Raw genomic sequence first — 17658 nt, 5'->3', positions numbered from 1 at the left:
CTCGAGCGCCATGACCGCGACCGCACCCGCGTCCTCGGCGATCTTCGCCTGCTCGGGGGTGACGACGTCCATGATGACTCCGCCCTTCAACATCTCGGCCATGCCCCGCTTGACGCGCGAGGTCCCGGCGTTCTGCGGTACCTCTGAACCGGTCGATTCGCGTTCGATCATCATGTGGTTTCTCCAGGTCGCACTAGGGGTTGGCGGGGTTGGTATACGAACATGGGCTGCGAGCGACTGCTTGACAAGCCGCCCCCACCCATGTGCAATATATTGCACACTGCTCAGCAATGGAAGTTCCTTCGTCTTCCACGTGTGAGTAGAACCCGATACGTCGGGCCCGAACAGGAACAGCTCCCCAACTCAAGGAGAAGCACGTGGCGATCGAAGACTTCAAGCGTTACCCCCTGACCTTCGGCCCCAGCCCCGTCCACCAGCTGGATCGACTGAGCAAGCATCTCGGCGGTGCAAAGATCTGGGCCAAGCGTGAGGACGTGAATGCGGGTCTTGCGTACGGCGGCAACAAGACCCGTAAGCTCGAATACATCGTCCCGGACGCGCTCGAGCAGGGGGCAGACACACTGGTCTCCATCGGCGGCGTCCAGTCCAACCACACCCGGCAGGTCGCTGCAGTGGCCGCGAAACTCGGCCTGAAAGCCGTACTCGTTCAGGAGAAGTGGGTCGACTGGCCGGACTCGGTCAACGACAAAGTCGGCAACATCCTACTCTCACGCATCATGGGCGCCGACGTCCGCCTCGACCCCTCCGGATTCGGAATCGAGTTCAAGGACAGCTGGCAGAACGCCATCGAGGACGTCAAGCGGCGGGGAGGTACCCCATACGCGATTCCCGCTGGCGGTTCCGATCACAAGCTCGGTGGTCTCGGATTCGCCAACTGGGCCTACGAGGTCCAGAAGCAGGAAGAAGAACTCGGGGTCTTCTTCGACACGATCGTGGTGTGCAGCGTGACCGGATCCACCCACGCTGGCATGATCGCGGGCTTCGCCGGCCAGGACCGGCCACGCCGAGTACTCGGAATCGACGCATCAGCCAAGATCAAAGAGACTCGTGACCAGGTCGAACGAATAGCACGGAACACAGCCGAGCTCATCGGCCTGGGCCGCGACCTCCGTGAGGACGAGATCACAGTGCTCGAAGGGTGGGCCGGTGACCTCTACGGAATCCCCGTGGAGTCGACCATCGAGGCCATCAAGCTGACGGGACGACTCGAAGGCGTCATCATCGACCCGGTGTACGAGGGCAAGTCGATGGCAGGCCTGATCGACCTCGTCAAGACCGGCGAAATCGACAAGAACTCCAACGTTCTCTACGCACACCTTGGCGGGCAGCCCGCCCTCAACGCCTACAGCGGAATCTTCTGAGTCAGTCAGCTGGTACCTGTTTGTTCGCCCGCCGGGGCCGATCTACCTCGGATTCGACCTCGACGGGCGACAGGCAATTCCCATCCGACGGAAAGTAGGCCGACATCGTGAATGCCGCCGCCGGTGATCGCTCCCCCGCTTCGCTCGCCCCTAACGGTCGTAAGCTGCTCCGTCTCGAGATCCGAAATGCGGAGACTCCGATCGAACGCAAACCGAACTGGATCAAGACGAGAGCGAAGATGGGTCCGGAATACTCCGAGCTCAAAAGCCTCGTCAGGCGCGAGGGTTTGCACACCGTCTGCGAAGAAGCCGGCTGCCCCAACATCTACGAATGCTGGGAAGACCGCGAGGCGACCTTCCTCATCGGCGGACAGCAGTGCACCCGCCGCTGCGACTTCTGCCAGATCGACACCGGCAAACCGGACGACCTCGACCGCGTCGAACCCCGCCGCGTCGCCGAATCGGTCCAGGCGATGGGACTGCGCTACTCCACCATCACCGGCGTCGCCCGCGACGACCTCCCCGACGGCGGCGCCTGGCTCTACGCCGAAACCGTCCGCCTGATCCACCAGCTGGGCCCCGGCACCGGCGTCGAACTGCTCATCCCCGACTTTGGCGCCAAGCCCGATCAGCTCGCCGAGGTGTTCTCCACCCGCCCCGAGGTGCTCGCCCACAACCTCGAAACCGTCCCCCGCATCTTCAAGCGAATCCGGCCCGCGTTCCGCTACCAGCGCAGCCTCGACGTGATCACCGCCGCCCGCGAAGAGGGACTCGTCACCAAGTCGAACCTCATCCTCGGCATGGGCGAGACCCCCGACGAGGTCACCCAGGCGTTGCACGACCTGCACGACGCCGGCTGCGACATCATCACCATCACCCAGTACCTGCGTCCCTCGAAGCGGCACCTCCCCGTCGAGCGGTGGGTCCAGCCCGAGGAATTCGTAGTGCACTCCAGGACCGCCGAGGAGATCGGATTCGCCGGTGTCATGGCCGGGCCGCTGGTCCGCTCGTCGTATCGGGCCGGTCGGCTCTACGCGCAGGCGATGGCGCACCACGGCCGTGAACTGCCTGCAGGACTGGCGCATCTCGCCGAAAGCGGCGATGCGTCGCAGGAGGCGAGTTCCCTCATGGCGCGCCTCGCCCACTGACCGGGCGCTCTCTCACCATGGCTCTCCGAAGGAGATAGATATGGCCACGTGGACCGACAAGCTCAGTTCCATAGCTCTTCACCTCCCACAGACCGCTGCGCCGCTCGCGGCGTATGTTCCGGCGAACCGTGTCGGGAACCTGGTCCAAACTTCCGGCCAGATACCGCTCGTTGAAGGCACACTCCCGATCCAAGGGAAAGTGGGGACCGACGTCGACGTCGCTGTCGCCCGCGAACTCGCACGAGTCTGTGCGCTCAATGCGCTCGCAGCGGTCGACGACCTGGTCGGAATTGACTCGATCGTGCGAGTGGTCAAAGTTGTCGGGTTTGTAGCCTCCGCACCGGACTTCACGAATCAGCCCGCTGTAGTCAACGGTGCGTCCGAACTACTGGCGGAGGTGTTCGGCGACAAGGCCGCACACATTCGGTCTGCAGTCGGAGTAGCGGCCCTTTCACTCGATGCCCCGGTGGAGATCGAACTCGTTGTCGAAGTGGACACCGATCACCAGGGCACCACCTAGGGCGCATCGGCAATTCGGCGGATGGACCGCCCCGGCTGAACGACCTGTGTCCGAACCACGCGAACCTTCGTTTCGCTCAGCACAGCCCAGCATTTCGCATTTCAAGAAGGAGAAGATCGATGAATCACGCCCTGTCCGCCGATCATCAGACCGCGACCCCGGCTGTGCAGACCGGCGTCTCCGGTGACCTCGAAACGCTTGAATCGATCCGGCAGCGGGTGTTGTGGCTTTCGACGTCGATGATCCATCATGCCAACCGGATCCGGCCGAACCCCACCGGCCTGAAGGTCGGCGGGCATCAGGCGTCGTGTGCGTCGATGGTGTCGATCATGACGTCGCTGTGGTTTGAGCAGCTCCAGCCCGGTGACCGGGTGTCGGTCAAGCCGCACGCTTCCCCGGTGCTGCACAGCATCAACTATCTGCTCGGTGAGCTGGATGAGAAGTACCTGACCACCCTGCGGGAGTTCGGGGGGCTGCAGTCCTACCCGAGCCGTTCCAAGGACCCGGACACCGTCGACTACTCCACCGGTTCGGTGGGCATCGGTGCCACCGCCCCGATCTGGGGTGCGATGGCCCGCCGGTACGTCGAAACCACCACCGGCGGTGCGGGCACCGGCCGACAGTATTCGCTGGTCGGTGACGCCGAACTCGACGAGGGCGCGGTGTGGGAGGCGATCCTCGACCCCGGTATCGCCGACCTCGGTGAGGTCGTCTGGATCGTGGATTTGAACCGCCAGTCCCTGGACCGGGTCATCCCGAACATCGCCGCACGCCGGTTGGAGAAAATGTTCGACGCCGCCGGCTGGCAGGTGATCACCGTCAAGTTCGGCAAGCTGCTCGAATCATTGTTCGCCCAGCCCGGTGGGCAGGCGCTGCGCACCCGCATTCTCGACATGCCCAACCCGGAGTACCAGCGGCTGCTGCGCTGCAGTGCCAACGAGGTCCGCACCCGGTTACCCGGAGACGGCCCCGGCAGCACCGAGATCAGCGCCCTGATCGCCGGCCTCGACGACGCCACCCTGACCGAGGCGATCCGCAACCTCGGCGGCCACGACCTGTCCGCGCTGACCGCCGCCTACCGGCAGATCGACGACACCCGTCCGACCGTGATCATCGCCTACACCATCAAGGGGTACGGGCTGCCCACGCAGGGACATCCGCAGAACCATTCGTCGCTGCTCTCGATCGAGGAATTCGACACGCTCGCCGCCGACCTGGGCATGGACCCGGCGAACCCGTGGGGCCTGTTCTCCGCCGACAGCACGGCAGGGAAGCTGTGTGAGACCACCGCGGCACGGCTGCGCCGCGACCCGGTTCCGGCCCCGCCGACACCGGCGATCCCCACCGACATCGGCCGCACCCCCAAGGGCACCGCGACCACCCAGGCCGCGCTCGGCCGGGTGCTACTGGACCTGACCCGCGAGGCCCCCGAGGCCGCCAAGCGGGTGGTGACGGTCAGTCCCGACGTGAGTTCGACGACCAACCTCGGCGGATGGGTCAACAAGGTCGGCGTGTGGTCCGCGGCCGAGCGCCGCAACTGGTTCGACGACGACCGCGAGACCATCATGCACTGGAATGAGCGGCCCACCGGCCAGCACATGGAACTCGGCATCGCCGAAACCAACCTGGTCGGCCTCATCGGCGAACTCGGGGCCACCTGGAGCCGCTGGGGACAGCCGCTGTACCCGATCGGGGTGATGTACGACCCGTTCGTCGAACGCGCCCTCGAACCCTGGTCGTACGGCATCTACGCGGGCGGACAGTCCATCCTGGTCGGCACCCCCTCCGGTGTCACACTGGCCGCCGAAGGCGGTGCGCACCAGTCGATCAAAACCCCGTCCATCGGTCTCGAGCAACCCGGCTGCATCAGCTACGAACCGGCTTTCGCAATCGACACCGAGTGGACGTTGCTGGCCAGCATCGGCCGGCTCGGCCGCCCCGACGGCACCTCCGCCTACCTGCGGCTGTCCACCCGACCCGTCGACCAGACCCTCGCCGCGGTGCCCACCGACCCGGCGGCCCGCGAACGCCGCCGCCGGCAGGTGGTGGCCGGCGGGTATCCGCTGGTGCGCCGGGACGGTGCGGTGGTCACCATCGTCGCCATGGGCGCGATGATGACCGAAGCCCTCGCCGCCGCCGATCGCCTCGAACAATCCGGTGTGGCCGCCGATGTCGTCTGCATCACCAGCCCGGGATTGCTGTTCGAAGCGATCCAGGCCAGGCAGGGCCGCGGAACCGGTGACAGCTGGATCCTCGATCAACTCTTCCCCACCGATCGCGTCACCCCGATCGTCACCATCCTCGACGGCCACCCACACACCCTGACCTTCCTCGCCGGCATCAACCAGGTGCGCAGCACCTGTCTCGGGGTCAGCAAGTTCGGGCAAGTCGGCTCCCTCGACGACGTGTACCGCTACCACGGCATCGACACCGACAGCATCGTCCGCGCCGCACTCGACATCCTTCCCTGAACCCACCGTCACCGGACTCGCCGCCAGGAGTGAACCACCACATGACAATCGAACAACTCGAAGGCACCACGGTGCACATGCCGTCGCTCGGTGAGAACGTCGACGAGGGCACCATCACCCGGTGGCTCAAGCAACCCGGGGACCACGTCGCCGCGGAGGAGCCGCTCCTCGAGGTCGCCACCGACAAGGTCGACACGGAGATCCCCTCACCCGTCAGCGGAATCCTTCAGCACATCATCGCCGACGAGAACGACGTGGTGGCGGTCGGCGCCGCGCTCGCAATGATCACCGAATCGTCGAAGGGAACGGGTGCCGCGCCGACTCCCGCTCCCCCAGCTTCTCCCGTTCAGCCCACCCCTCCGGCACCAGCACCAGCACCGGCCTCGGCGCTTGCGGTTCCGGCGCCGACCCTGACCGCAGTGCCGGAACCGGAACCCACACCGGCCACCCCGACGCCGCGCGGCCACACCGCTGCAGCCGACTCGACCACCGAAAAGCTCCCGCGGATCCGCCGGACCATTGCCCACCGGATGGTCGAGTCACTGCAGACCTCGGCCCAGCTCACCACGGTCCTCGAAGTCGACGTCACCACCATCGCCCGGATTCGTACCGCCCACAAGGACGAATTCCTCCAGCGCACCGGAACCAAGCTCTCGTTCCTGCCGTTCTTCGCCAAAGCCGCCGTCGACGCCCTCGCCGAGCACCGCGTCCTCAACGCATCCCTTAACACCGACATCACCGAAGTGACCTATTTTCATGGGTGCCACCTGGGCATGGCAGTCGACAGCGAAAAGGGCTTGATGGTGCCCGTCATCCGGGACGCGCAGGACCTCAGTATCGAAGGTCTCGCCCGCGCGATCGCCGACAAAGCCGACAAGGTGCGAACCGGAAAGATCACCGCAGACGAACTCACCGGTGGCACATTTACTCTCACCAACACCGGAAGCCGTGGCGCCCTGTTCGACACCCCGATCATCAACCAACCACAGACCGGAATCCTCGGTGTCGGTGCGGTCGTCGAACGACTGATGCCCACCCGCCAGGAGGGCGAGCTCCGCATCGAGGTGCGGTCGATGGCCTACCTGTCGATCTCCTACGATCACCGGATCGTCGACGGCGCCGACGCCGCCCGCTTCCTCACCACGGTCAAGAACAGGCTCGAAAACAGTTTCACAGCAGACGATCTCACATAGATGGCGAATTCCACCTGCGGAAGGCCCTGATGACGCGCGATGAGCAGGCGATGCTCGCATTTGCCACGAGATGGCTCCCGTACTGCGGCGGGGACGAACACATCTTCCCGGAGTTCGGGCTGTCGCCTGCTGAGTTCTACCGGCGAGTCTTCACCCTGGTGGACAGGAGGTTCGTCAGTGAGGTCGACTTCGCTACAAAGCAGCAACTTCGCGAGTTCTGCTTGATGAAACTCGCCCAGCGTCCCCGCATGAACCCAGGCGGGTCCTGACTCGGGCGGTTGGCAGAGCCGTACAGGACGTTCAGTACGCGAGTGACCACAGGGTCGAGCGGGTCACGGTGATCCTCACCGTGCTGTTGGTGAAGAAAAGCTCCCTGTTCAGTCAGCTGGAGGGCCGTCGACCGCGAATTGCTTGACCTCTTGACTTGACCTGCTTGACCGAGGACGATGGAGGCATGAGCACACCACTCAAGAAGGTCGTCGACGACCAGCTCAACGCCAGTGGGATGGCCGCCGAGCAGCTCGACGACGTCGACGCCAAGTACGTCGCCGCCGGCGTGAAGAACGTGCTGTCGAACCTCAAAGCACGTCGCGCCTGGGAGAGCCATATCGGCGCGATCTTGTCCCACAAGCAGGCCGTCGATGCCACCGGCTGGACGAAGCAGGCCCTCAGCTATGCAGTCAAGGAGTGCCGTGTACTACGTCTCGAGGCCGCCGACGGAACGATCGGCTACTGGTCGGGCGGATTGACCGACACCGCACCGCACGTCCCGATCCCGGGAATCAAAGACGTCCTGAAGGCCTGGGCGCACGCCGACGTCCAGTCCTGGACCATCGCGTCGTGGATGTCGAGCCGACAACCAGAACTCGACGACCGCACTCCCAGACAGGCTCTCCTCGACGGCGACACAGCCGCTGTTGTGACGCTCGCCCGGCAGGCATCCGAGCGGCTGGCTTCGTGAGCGCTTCCCGCGCGACACAACACCTCGCCGCCCCACCGTCCCCGGACACACTCCGGGGACGGTTTCCTGTGTCCACTGTTCCCGCCGGCACGACGATGCACCGCACACACGGGGCCAAGTTCGGCCCGTGGTGGTTCGGCACCACCCTCGGTGGCCGCTTCGACCTTCCGGGTCCCGACGGAACGTGCTACACCGCAGAGTCCGAGCTGATCACGCTCCTCGAGACCTGGGGCGGGATCCAGCTCATCCCGAGCACCGAGATCGCACAACGGGCGATCTCCGCGCTCGCAGTCCACCGAGAACTGCACGTCGCCGATGCGACCTCCAACGCTGCAATCCAGTTCGGGATCACGTCCGAAATCTCGACAACCGCCGACTACGCGCTCACCCAGCAGTGGGCACAGGCACTACGCGCAGCAGGCTTCGACGGGATCCGCTACTGGGCGCGGCACGAAATGACACACGTGGACGCCTGCCTGGCGCTGTTCGCGCCGAGTGGGGACCAAACCAGCACGGTGGCGATTCCCAGTGACTTCACAGTGCTCGGAACACAAGCACTACCTGATCGTCCCGACCTTTGGGATTCCCTGCAGGAGAAGGCGGGGATCGAGGTCCTGGACATCCCGGGCAGCATCTAACGCGGGCCGCCCCGAGACACTGGTAGGCGTCTCGGGGCGGGTGGCAAAGAGAGCGATCAGGCGGCGACGTCATGCCAGCCCGCGAATGAGGCCTTCCCGATTCTGTCAGTGAGGGCACGCAGCTCGTGGCTGTACCGTGACGAACCGGGCGTCAGCGGTCGGCGGCCGAGGTGATCGTCAGCACCGGTTCCCCGAGGTCTCCGGGGCCGACTTCGATGCCCAGTGCGACCGGTTCCGGCTCCTGCGCACCGGCCGAATTGGGCACGACGTAGACCGTGAACGGTTGAAGACCGGTCAGGCCGAGCCGGCGGGCCTTACGCAGGGCGTACGCGGCAATGCTGAGTACATCCCAGAGGCGGCCGGTTTCGTCCTGCATGGCGCCGTGGTTGTCGCCCCAGGCCACCGCGTCGGCCCAGGCGTGAGCGGCGACGGCGACCGGGAAGAGGATTCCCTGTTCGCGGGCGATTGCGGTGACGTCGTGCAGTGTTCCATCCGCGATCGCGTCTGCGCGGCTGTACTCGTTGATAGTGCTGCCGAAGATGTCGGTCAGGGATTCGGTCATCGGGTCTCCTGGGGGCGGTCGTTGGCGGGCTTTGGTGATTCCCAACGTATGAGCTGCCGCCGCCGGTGTTGCACTGCCCGGTAGCCGGAATCGACTATGGCGCTGCGTTTTACGACGTCACTGTTCGGACAGCGATGTTCTCTGCGCGCATGGGCGGTGTGGAACTCATCCGCCCATGCGTGTCGATCACGCCGCGGCGACGCCCAGACCCAGGTCGAGACCTGGGGTTGGTTGCGGTGCGAACTCTTGCATGACGTGCGCTCGCCACCTCGCCGCTGACATGGGCGGCTTGTGCCGGTGGCGGGCAATCCTTTTGGCTTGGTCTTTGTCGAAGATGCGCCGTTCAGCGATGATCGTGGAGGCGCGAGCTACTGCGGCCTTCTCGATGTCATCGCGTGGCGCGAACGCCGACGGATACACCCCGCGTGTACGAGGGCAGTCCTTCAGCACGGCTTCGCTGCGGTCGATCTCGTCCCTCGAATGCGGATGTCCCAGGCTCGGTGCCTCGTACCGCACCTGCCGGTGGGTTCGGACGTCGACGACGACACTGGCCCCGCCTTCCGCGAGTACCCAAACGGTCTCCATCTTCGGTCCGGGCGACCACAAGTCTCCGTGTGCCGTTGTTCCGTCGAGTGCTGTGTACTCCATCGCGTTCATCTCCCATTCTTCGGTTCTGCTGTCGAAGGTAGGGGCCGCGGCGTTGCAGTGTTTCAGCGCTCCGATTCCAGTGTTTGCGCTGCTCAAGCGGGTTTTTGTGCGCCGGACAGCTGCACCCCGCCGCGCCTTCGAGTCTTCATACGGCTTCAGCGCCCGACGTCGGTATTGCCCTCGCCGCACAGCGCGTCAGACGACCGCGAAGTGTGAAACACCCGCAGCCACCGCTTCATACGGTTGTGCTCATCGATTGACACCCCGTTGCAGACCAGGAGAGAACCGAAGATGACTACGACCGTCGCAGGGTTCGTTGTGCAGGACCCCACCAGTTCCGAATCCAAGGTGTACGCGGCATTCGCCTACCGCGACGGCGCCAACTACCGATTCACCACCGCATCCGGAGGCGAAGGCCTATGGCTCTCCCATCGCATGCGCAGCCAGCAGAACAAGACCGTGACATCCGCGGTGTCGAGCTGTTCACGCTGCGACACGGCATGATGGCGTCACCACCGCAACTGCTTTCCCATGAGAAGAGGCCCTGCTGATGCCCGCCCGCCGCGCAGCTCTGTCCGAGCTCACCGACGCCGAGTTCGTGCGTGCGGTGCTGAAGGAACTGGACTCGCGCCGATCGTTTTCCACAGTCCGCGACCAGCTCGGCACCCTGCTCGCGATGGGACCGACCCTGACTGGCGCTACCGAAGCTGGCGTCGGACAGCTCGTCGAGGATGCGCTCGCCCGTGCGCGAACGTTGATGGCCGAGCAAATGCTGGTCCTCGAGCAACCTCTGTTCACTGCAGTGGAGGTATCTCAAGTTCTCGGTGCACGTGGGGGCGGCAACCGAACCGCCGCTGCCCGCGTGCGGGCGCGCGGTGACATCATCGGACTCGAGGTGCAGGGCCGCTTCCTCTTCCCCGCTTTCCAGTTCGACATTGCCCAGGCACGAGTGCATCCAGTGGTCGCCGAGATCAACCAACTGCTCGACGCGCTCACCGAGCCTTGGGGCGTGGCCCGCTGGTGGCTGACCACACAAGACCGCACGACGCCCACCGACCTGATTGGCCGGGGCGAGAAACGGTTGCGGGCGTTGGCCGCCGCCACAGCGGCGGCTGGCTGAGGCTTTCATAGGGCCAACGGCACCAAGCACAGCGGCATCGCAGCCGACAAGATCAGGCAAGCCGACCAACACATGAGCGCTGCCTGCTGCCATCGCCGGGCCAAGACACGCGAACGCGCGCTGTGATGACCTTCGAGGGACCTCGCGCGGGACTCGGAGAGAACCGCGAGCGCGGGTGCCACGAGCAGCAGAATCACGCACCCCGCCATCACTACAGGGGCCACGGCAACATCTCCAACATGCCGGTGATGGTGCCGTGCCGGTTCTCCGCTTCAGATAATGCCTGTTCCCAGCGTTGCGCAGTGAGGCGGTGCGCTGTCATCCCCGTGTGACGGCATCTCCGGTAGCCATTAGATCAACGCCGGATTACACTGTTAATAAGCGTTAGGAGAACCCTCATGACTGTCGCAGACGATCGTCGAGCCCGGGTCGCCGCAGAGCAGTACGCCACCGGCGCGTTGTCGTTCGAGGACGCACTGACCCGCACCGTCGGGCACCCAGTCGACCGAGCAACCGTCGCCGGGGCTCTCGAGTACCTCGCTTCCCTCGGCGCGCTGCAACCGCAGGGAGCGCTCTCACAGCACGACACCGACCTACTCGACGAAGCCGGCTTCACCGACGACGGAGAACCGGCCAGCCTCGCCGTGGCCTTGGGACGGGCACAGAGCATGAGCAACCTGCGTCGCACCGCCCTCACCGCCACCGAGGTCGCCGAGCTGCTGACGGTGAAGGCTCCTCGGATCCGCCAACTCACCTCGATCGAACGGAAACTGTGGGCCCTCGACGACGTCGATCGACGAGGACGCCTGTACCCGAGGGTGCAGTTCACCGAGACCGGGATGGTGCCGTACCTCGACCAGATCCTGCCCCAACTCCCCGCCGACCTGCACCCCCTCACCATCAACGCAGTACTGACAGTGCCGCGCGAAGACCTCACAGTCGGCGGCCACCCCGCATCGGTCGTCGACTTCCTCACCTCGACCGCAACAGAAGGAGACCTACCCACCGTCCTCGAGGTCGTCGAACGCGCAACGAGCCTCGGATAGTGGCCACCACCACCCCGCCACGGATCGAGGACGTACGCTCTGCCGGAATCCTCGCCGACGAACTGGTCACAATCCCCGCTGCCACACATCGCCTCTGGCGCATCCACGCCACCGACGGCGCCCACGTTCTGCCGTGGAACGGCTTCCGCACACACGGTCCGCTTCTGCGCTTCGATCACCACCGGAGGCCGCGGGGGGACCACCCCGACTACGGCATCTGGTACGGAGCCAGTAGCCCGCGCGGCGCACTCGCCGAGGTCTTCCAAGGGACACGAGTGATCGACCGGACCGACCGTGTCCCCTACCTGTCCGCGTTCACGCTCGATCGACCGCTCACGCTTTTGGACCTCGGAGGATTCGCCGGCGGCACATGGCCGACTCGACTCGGATGCAACCACTCCCTCGACTCGGGCCCACACACCCAGTCCCAGGCGTGGGCCCGCACGCTCCACCGCGCCCACCCCCACCTCGACGGGATCGCGTACCGCGGCAGATTCGCCGGTGAACTGTGCGTGGCGCTGTTCGAACCAGCAGCGGACGCCTTCCCCACCAATCCTGCGCTCTCCCTGCCGCTGTCCCATATCGGACTCGCACGCCGAATCGACAGCGCTGCAGTAGCACTGGGCTATCACGTCGTCTGAGCCGGGATGGGTAGGATCGCTTGGTCGCGGAGACTCTGATCACTTGATCGAATCCGCTGACTGCCGCGGCGGTCAACACCGCTCGTCGATCAGGAAAGTGATAAGCCAGGGCTTGATGGCTGATGCCTACCGGCGGGCTATCGACCGCAGACTTGCCCGCTCCACTCCGGCCTCCGCCACTCCAACCACTGCCGCCTCGACAATTCCGCGGCGAATGTCTGGTGAACTGCACCGGGCGGGCGCCTTGTCCTATTTCGCAACCATGCTCCAACTATGCCGGTCGTTCCACGGCCCGGGCATTGTCAGAACCCGAATCTCCTTGCCACTGGCAGGTAGATGGCCTACTGTTACCCAAAGTTACACACAGTATGTGTCTCACATCACAGGAAGGTTTGGGGATGACTACTCCGATTGCTACCGTGTCTCGCCTCCGTCGCTACGTCGTCTCGGTCTCTGGTCACCACTGGCGCACTTGGCGCTCTTCGGCCTGGGGCGGCCGAGTCCAACTCTCGGCGGGCAACGCCGCCTCTCCCATCTTCTGAAGGGTCGACATGACTGACTTCGACGCGATCGTCATCGGTTCGGGTTTGGGCGGCTCGTCTGCCGCTGCCCACCTCGCTGCGGTGGGCAAGCGTGTTCTGATGCTCGAGCGGTACTCGGTGCTGGGTGGCAGTTCGCATGTCTTCCGGCGCCAAGGAAAATGGGAGTTCGATTGTGGTGTCCACTATCTCGGTGATTGCGGCCCTGACGGTCACATTCCTACCCTGATGCGTGGCCTCGGGCTCGACGACCGCATCTCGTGGTTACCCCTCGACTCTGATGCGTTCGACACCTTCCGCGGACCGGATCTCGAATTGAAAGTGCCGGTGGGCTGGGACGCTTTCGAAGCCAACCTCGTCGCCGCGTTTCCGCACGACGCCAAGGGGCTCCGGCAATTGGTCAAGGTCCTGCGCGCACTGAGCCGGGACTGGAACCGGGACCTCACCCCCGCCAGTATGGCTAGTCAGAACCGGTGGTTGCTTGGAGTCGGCGCCGCCGCGGCTTTCGCGTACCTGCCAGTTGTCAGCCTGTTCCTCGCCTGTCGGCTGAGCCCGCGAACGATCCTCACGTTAGGCATCTACTGTGGCCTTCTCGGGTCGACGCCCAGCAAAACCACCTCGACGTGGTACGCCGTACTTCTGAACCTGTATATCGGTGGCGGCGCCTACTTTCCACGCGGCGGCGGTCAGGCTCTTTCGGCTGCGTTTGCCGAAGTGACTACCACTCACGGCGGAGTGATCCGGCGCAACACCGCGGTCGAGAAAATCCTTGTCGACAACGGCAAGGTACGCGGTGTGCGACTCAGCGGAGGCGAGATCGTGACCGCGCCGGCCGTCGTCTCGGCGGGCGACGCGATCCGCACTTTCACCGACCTCGTCGACGACGAGCACATTCCGTTCCTCTACCGCCGGCGCGTCGGGGCCCTGCGCATGGGGCTGCCGTTCATCAATGCCTACTTCGGAGTCGAGTTAGATCTTCGATCGGCGCCAAACGGCAACATCTTCGTCATTCCGAGCTGGGACGACTGCAAAAACCTGGCAACCATAGCCTTGACCGAACGACGCCTGTTTCACGGCCTTCGGTACGGACGCGGGAGTGGCCGCGACTGGGCTGAGCAGTTCGCAGCCCGTGGCCCGACGTTCGTACAGTCCTCCACACGTCGGGATCCGGACCACCACACCTGCGCGCCGATGGGTCACGGCACCCTCGAAGTGCAGTCGATCGTGCCGCACAACCCCGCGATGTGGGGAGTGGACGGCTACGACGTAGCAAAGCACGGCTACCGCCAGGACGCCACATACAACGACATCAAGGAAATCTTGATCGAGGGCATGGCGCAGCGCATCGAGGTGGCATACCCCGGGGCTTCGTCGGCGATCAAGTTCGTCGAACTGGGTACTCCCGCAGCTCAGGAGCGGTTCGTCGGAAACTCCAGCGGCGCACCATTCGGTCTGGCACCGCTCGCGTCACAAACGGGTGCCCTGCGACCGGGCACAAAGACTCCGATCGAGGGCCTCTACCTCGCAGGAACCAACACACCCTGGGGTCCGGCGACGGAGGGTTCGATGCTCAGCGGCCGACACGCCGCAAGTGCCGTCGTCGGTCGCGACCTCGGCGCCGAGGTGCGCGGCGGGGCAGTACTCGCCGACCGATCAAAGCTCCGACCATGGCCCAAGAATTTCGACGCACTCCGAGCGGTCAGCAACGAGTTGGACGCGCAACCGGACACGGCGGATGCTCGGGACAGGGCTTGATCCCAGATCCCTCGCGGCAGTGGGTTTCGAATTCGGCGGGCGCGTCGGTCATCCGCCTTATCGAACGGCGGCGACGGCCATCGCCGCCAGGTCCTGCGCAGGTACTCGTGCGGGTCACCAGTCCGTATTTGCCGATGCGTTTCATCTGCTCGATCCACGCCGCCGGTCCTCATTGGCGTGTTCGACCTCGCGCACGGCGGGTTTCACGTCCTAGTAGATGACCGAGATCGCCCCGATGAGGGCCTCGACGACGTCGAGGCCCTCATCGATCTCGCGTTGCAGCGGTCACCGATTGGCAGGTCGTGTTGACCAATCCGGAACGGCAACCACCATCCCGGCCGGTCAGGCCACTGTCATTGATTTTGGTCTGCATTGCTCGTCAGCAAACGTCCACCCTCCAGTCATTCGAACCAGGGCGCCTGATTGCGAGTGACTGTCCGGGAACTCACGCGAAAACAGACCATTCGAGAGGTTCGGCATGCAGGACATCAGGCGGGAAATGACCGATTCCGAGCTATCCGATCCCACCAGACCTTTGCAGATCGTAACGTGGCACGGCGAAGTGACGCATTCAACCCGACTCTCGTAGCTCCCGTTGGTTCGCAAGGCGATCAATAGTGTTGTCTGGCTGTGTTGACCCAAGTTCCCTTTGCCAACCAACCGAAACCCAACCTTAGTAGACGGTGCCGGGCTGTTCGTCTTCATCTCGGAGGCCTTGCCACAACTCATCGTCCTGTTCTACGACAAGACCGCGACCGTTCGTCGCACCAAGCATCGCGATCATCGCTCCTTGGCGGGTGTTCTCGTCTGCGACGCCGTACCCGTCTGGTGGAAGTACCTCGACCTCAGCGTGGATCGCGGCAAGTCTGCGGGCGGCCATGACGAGGTCAGGGTCCCCGGCGAACACTCCGCCCGACCAGGCGACAGCGCGGGCCTCCCCGGCGACCCGAACGGTCACGGTGTCCTTCTGTTTCGCCATCTCCTCGTCTTCCTGCCGGTGAGACTGGTTGTCACCGGCACTCTGAGGGTAGGGCTCTGGTTTACCACGGCTGATCACAGTGCCACCTTTGGTCGATCGAAGAGTCGTGCTACTTCGGTGAGCGCCGAGTTGACCATTTCTGCGATCGCGTCGAGGGCCTCGTCGATCAGTGCAGGCCCGGTCTGGGTCAGGTCGGGCAGTCCGTTATCGAAATCATCGACGATCATGTCGAGAGTCGATGTGGGGGTGTCCTTCTCGATTCGGTGAACGTATGCGACGAGTTCGAAGAACTCTTCACCACTCTCTCGCATCAACCGCTCACCAGCGACCACGACGATGAGATCGGGTCGGTCAGTCACGCAGAACGCTGACGGATGCTCCGCGAGCAGGTCGAGTACGTTCTGTGCCCCTTCGGGGCCGGCGAAGTCTTCCGCGGTCAGCTCGCCGTCGGAGTCGGCGTTGTCTTTTCTCTGGATGTGCAGCATTGGGTGTGCCTCTCGAATCGCGTGTTCTGTGGATTCGACGATGCTCCTGCTGATGTGGAGTGTTGCAGGGCCCGCTCTCGGTGAGGTTCCGTCCTCACCGAGAGCCATGCGCCTTGCGGACGCGGGCGTTAGATGACGGCGCGCCGCGGTGTTCTGTTAAGCGAAGCGCGCAAGTAGGGCTGCCCGCTGGTTCTGCCCGAGGCCGCGGATCCGTCGGTTTCGGCGATGTCGAGTTCGTCCATGGCGGTCTTGGCGCGGACCTTCGCGAAGCCCGGCAGTGATGCGAGGAGATCGATGACCTTCATCGTGCCGGCGATGTCGTCTGTGTCAGCGCGGGCGACGATGGTAGCCACGTCCGTGCGCCCCTTCTTGAGGTCCTCTTTGAGTAGTGCGCGGTCGCGGCGTACCGCGTTCGCCTTCGTCAACGCACTTGCGCGGTCCTCGGCGGTGAGCTGGGGAAGAGGCATTGGTTCTCCTCGGGGTATCCGATGGTGGCCGGCGGAGCGGAAGTGCCCACCGTCGCGGTCGATGATGCAGGAGCCGTTCTCCACTACCTCTTCGCCTGAAACTCTCCACCGCGAATCAGGTCCCGAGTTCGCTGTGCAACACGGGAAATCGGTGTTCGTAGTGTCCTTTTCATCGACTTCCCGACAAGGAGCACACGCCATGGACGACACTGCACTGCTTATCTGCGCCACGACCGCCCAGTATCCTTACTCCACTGGGGCGACCATCGATCTCACCGCTACGGGACGCGACTGCAACCCCGATGACCCTCCGATCTGGGAGAAGGAAGTGCCCGTCGCGCGTGGTGGGTCCGCAGCGCAGAACCAGCAGTGCGCCGACGACGCTCTCATCTCACACGGGTACCGGCGAACAGGCCAGTGGATGTGCAGTTCCGAACTGACCGGATACCCATCGTGGACTACCGAGGTCACGGCCATCTGACGAGAACCAACGCGCGCTCTGCCTGGCGCGATGACAACGTGGTTGACGAGACTCTTCAAGAGGATCCTCGGCTTCTGCTCGCCATAGGTGCTCCCGGACACGAACGATGACCGGGGTGTGACACAACCAATTAGCAACCTTCCGTCATCGGCGAAGTGTCCGAACTGCATGGCACGATGACTGCAGAGCCTGCTGGCGGCGACTTCATCTTCAGATAGGCCTACGAATCAGGGGAGTTATAACCGACTACGAGAACGAATTCCTGACCGCACTGAATCGCGGTCGCATCTATGGTCCGGCGCCTTCGCGCTCCGGGACGCCGTCGAGCGCGAGCGCGCAAGTTCGGTGCCAGCGGCGGGGAACCGACTGCGAGTACAGACCACGGGAGCCGGGTCGCCCCGACAGGCTGGGGGCCTGTAGGAATGATCCCGCTACAAAGTGCTCGACTTTCGGCCGAGGATCTGTCTACTCCGATAGCTGTGCTCCCCACACCCTTAACTGCTGCAATCGCTCTGGTGGGATTCGGCAACCGTCCGAATCCCACCAGCGACGTCTGTACACCCTTGGGTGATGACGTGCGCCGCGCACGCTGCGTTCGCACCGAGGACGCTGGTCCGGCAGA

19 protein-coding genes and 1 pseudogene are annotated in these 17658 nt (G+C 64.4%); 14 read left to right on the top strand and 6 right to left on the bottom strand.

All coding sequences use genetic code 11. The features are described from left to right. Positions 1 to 174, bottom strand: a pseudogene (locus NOF53_RS27185) (pyridoxal 5'-phosphate synthase lyase subunit PdxS); the annotation flags it as partial. Positions 175 to 377: 203 nt separating this feature from the next. Here NOF53_RS27185 and NOF53_RS27180 point away from each other — a divergent pair. The 8 genes from NOF53_RS27180 (at position 378) to NOF53_RS27145 (ending at position 8313) form a co-directional block, all read left to right on the top strand. Further along, the gene (locus NOF53_RS27180) at positions 378 to 1382 is read left to right on the top strand and encodes a 1-aminocyclopropane-1-carboxylate deaminase (RefSeq protein ID WP_255974731.1); all 1005 of its coding nucleotides are present in this window, start codon (positions 378 to 380) and stop codon (positions 1380 to 1382) included. Positions 1383 to 1489: 107 nt separating this feature from the next. Further along, positions 1490 to 2530 (top strand): lipoyl synthase, encoded by a 1041-nt coding sequence (gene lipA, locus NOF53_RS27175; RefSeq protein WP_255974729.1) that lies wholly within the window; start codon positions 1490 to 1492, stop codon positions 2528 to 2530. Between the two features lie 40 nt (positions 2531 to 2570). Further along, on the top strand, positions 2571 to 3050 hold the full coding sequence (locus tag NOF53_RS27170; protein ID WP_255974727.1) for a RidA family protein: 480 nt from the start codon (positions 2571 to 2573) through the stop codon (positions 3048 to 3050). Between the two features lie 119 nt (positions 3051 to 3169). Further along, entirely contained in the window at positions 3170 to 5521 is a 2352-nt protein-coding gene (locus NOF53_RS27165; RefSeq protein ID WP_255974724.1) for a thiamine pyrophosphate-binding protein, read from the top strand. Positions 5522 to 5562: 41 nt separating this feature from the next. Beyond that, positions 5563 to 6714, top strand: coding sequence for a 2-oxo acid dehydrogenase subunit E2 (locus tag NOF53_RS27160; protein WP_255974722.1), 1152 nt, complete (start codon positions 5563 to 5565; stop codon positions 6712 to 6714). A gap of 29 nt (positions 6715 to 6743) precedes the next feature. After that, on the top strand, positions 6744 to 6983 hold the full coding sequence (locus NOF53_RS27155) for a DUF3263 domain-containing protein (protein ID WP_255974720.1): 240 nt from the start codon (positions 6744 to 6746) through the stop codon (positions 6981 to 6983). Positions 6984 to 7168: 185 nt separating this feature from the next. Then, positions 7169 to 7675: a hypothetical protein gene (locus tag NOF53_RS27150; protein WP_255974718.1), complete on the top strand. Its 507-nt coding sequence runs from the start codon at positions 7169 to 7171 to the stop codon at positions 7673 to 7675. Between the two features lie 68 nt (positions 7676 to 7743). After that, complete coding sequence (locus NOF53_RS27145; protein WP_255974716.1) at positions 7744 to 8313, top strand: RES family NAD+ phosphorylase; 570 nt, start codon at positions 7744 to 7746, stop codon at positions 8311 to 8313. 151 nt (positions 8314 to 8464) lie between these two features. On the opposite strand, the gene NOF53_RS27140 is transcribed toward NOF53_RS27145, so the two are convergent. Both NOF53_RS27140 and NOF53_RS27135 read right to left on the bottom strand, forming a co-directional pair. Next, positions 8465 to 8875 carry a DUF6573 family protein gene (locus NOF53_RS27140; protein WP_255974714.1) on the bottom strand — a complete coding sequence of 137 codons (411 nt, stop codon included), beginning with the start codon at positions 8873 to 8875 and terminating at the stop codon, positions 8465 to 8467. A gap of 186 nt (positions 8876 to 9061) precedes the next feature. Beyond that, positions 9062 to 9619, bottom strand: a complete 558-nt coding sequence (locus NOF53_RS27135; RefSeq protein ID WP_255974712.1) for a hypothetical protein — start codon at positions 9617 to 9619, stop codon at positions 9062 to 9064. 195 nt (positions 9620 to 9814) lie between these two features. On the opposite strand from NOF53_RS27135, the gene NOF53_RS27130 reads away from it, so the two are divergent. From NOF53_RS27130 to NOF53_RS27110, 5 genes are all read left to right on the top strand, one after another. Further along, entirely contained in the window at positions 9815 to 10027 is a 213-nt protein-coding gene (locus NOF53_RS27130) for a hypothetical protein (RefSeq protein ID WP_255974710.1), read from the top strand. A gap of 46 nt (positions 10028 to 10073) precedes the next feature. Beyond that, positions 10074 to 10643 carry a hypothetical protein gene (locus NOF53_RS27125; protein ID WP_255974708.1) on the top strand — a complete coding sequence of 190 codons (570 nt, stop codon included), beginning with the start codon at positions 10074 to 10076 and terminating at the stop codon, positions 10641 to 10643. Positions 10644 to 11041: 398 nt separating this feature from the next. After that, positions 11042 to 11689: a hypothetical protein gene (locus NOF53_RS27120; RefSeq protein WP_255974706.1), complete on the top strand. Its 648-nt coding sequence runs from the start codon at positions 11042 to 11044 to the stop codon at positions 11687 to 11689. Beyond that, complete coding sequence (locus tag NOF53_RS27115) at positions 11689 to 12330, top strand: RES family NAD+ phosphorylase (RefSeq protein WP_255974704.1); 642 nt, start codon at positions 11689 to 11691, stop codon at positions 12328 to 12330. The genes NOF53_RS27120 and NOF53_RS27115 overlap by 1 nt, the downstream gene beginning before the upstream one ends. Positions 12331 to 12881: 551 nt before the next feature. Then, positions 12882 to 14624, top strand: coding sequence for a phytoene desaturase family protein (locus tag NOF53_RS27110; protein WP_255974702.1), 1743 nt, complete (start codon positions 12882 to 12884; stop codon positions 14622 to 14624). 673 nt (positions 14625 to 15297) lie between these two features. On the opposite strand, the gene NOF53_RS27105 is transcribed toward NOF53_RS27110, so the two are convergent. From NOF53_RS27105 to mihF, 3 genes are all read right to left on the bottom strand, one after another. Further along, positions 15298 to 15603, bottom strand: a complete 306-nt coding sequence (locus tag NOF53_RS27105; RefSeq protein WP_255974700.1) for a hypothetical protein — start codon at positions 15601 to 15603, stop codon at positions 15298 to 15300. Between the two features lie 74 nt (positions 15604 to 15677). Continuing rightward, complete coding sequence (locus tag NOF53_RS27100; RefSeq protein ID WP_255974698.1) at positions 15678 to 16088, bottom strand: hypothetical protein; 411 nt, start codon at positions 16086 to 16088, stop codon at positions 15678 to 15680. Between the two features lie 128 nt (positions 16089 to 16216). After that, positions 16217 to 16555 (bottom strand): integration host factor, actinobacterial type, encoded by a 339-nt coding sequence (gene mihF, locus NOF53_RS27095; RefSeq protein ID WP_374212687.1) that lies wholly within the window; start codon positions 16553 to 16555, stop codon positions 16217 to 16219. Positions 16556 to 16754: 199 nt separating this feature from the next. On the opposite strand from mihF, the gene NOF53_RS27090 reads away from it, so the two are divergent. Beyond that, on the top strand, positions 16755 to 17036 hold the full coding sequence (locus tag NOF53_RS27090; RefSeq protein WP_255974696.1) for a hypothetical protein: 282 nt from the start codon (positions 16755 to 16757) through the stop codon (positions 17034 to 17036). The last annotated feature ends 622 nt before the right edge of the window (positions 17037 to 17658 follow it).

Origin of the sequence: Rhodococcus tibetensis (assembly GCF_024438035.1) — a bacterium.
Taxonomy (GTDB): Bacteria; Actinomycetota; Actinomycetes; order Mycobacteriales; family Mycobacteriaceae; genus Rhodococcus_F; species Rhodococcus_F tibetensis.
The sequence above is the reverse complement of the archived record's forward strand: the minus strand, read 5'-3'. Positions and strand labels throughout refer to the sequence as shown.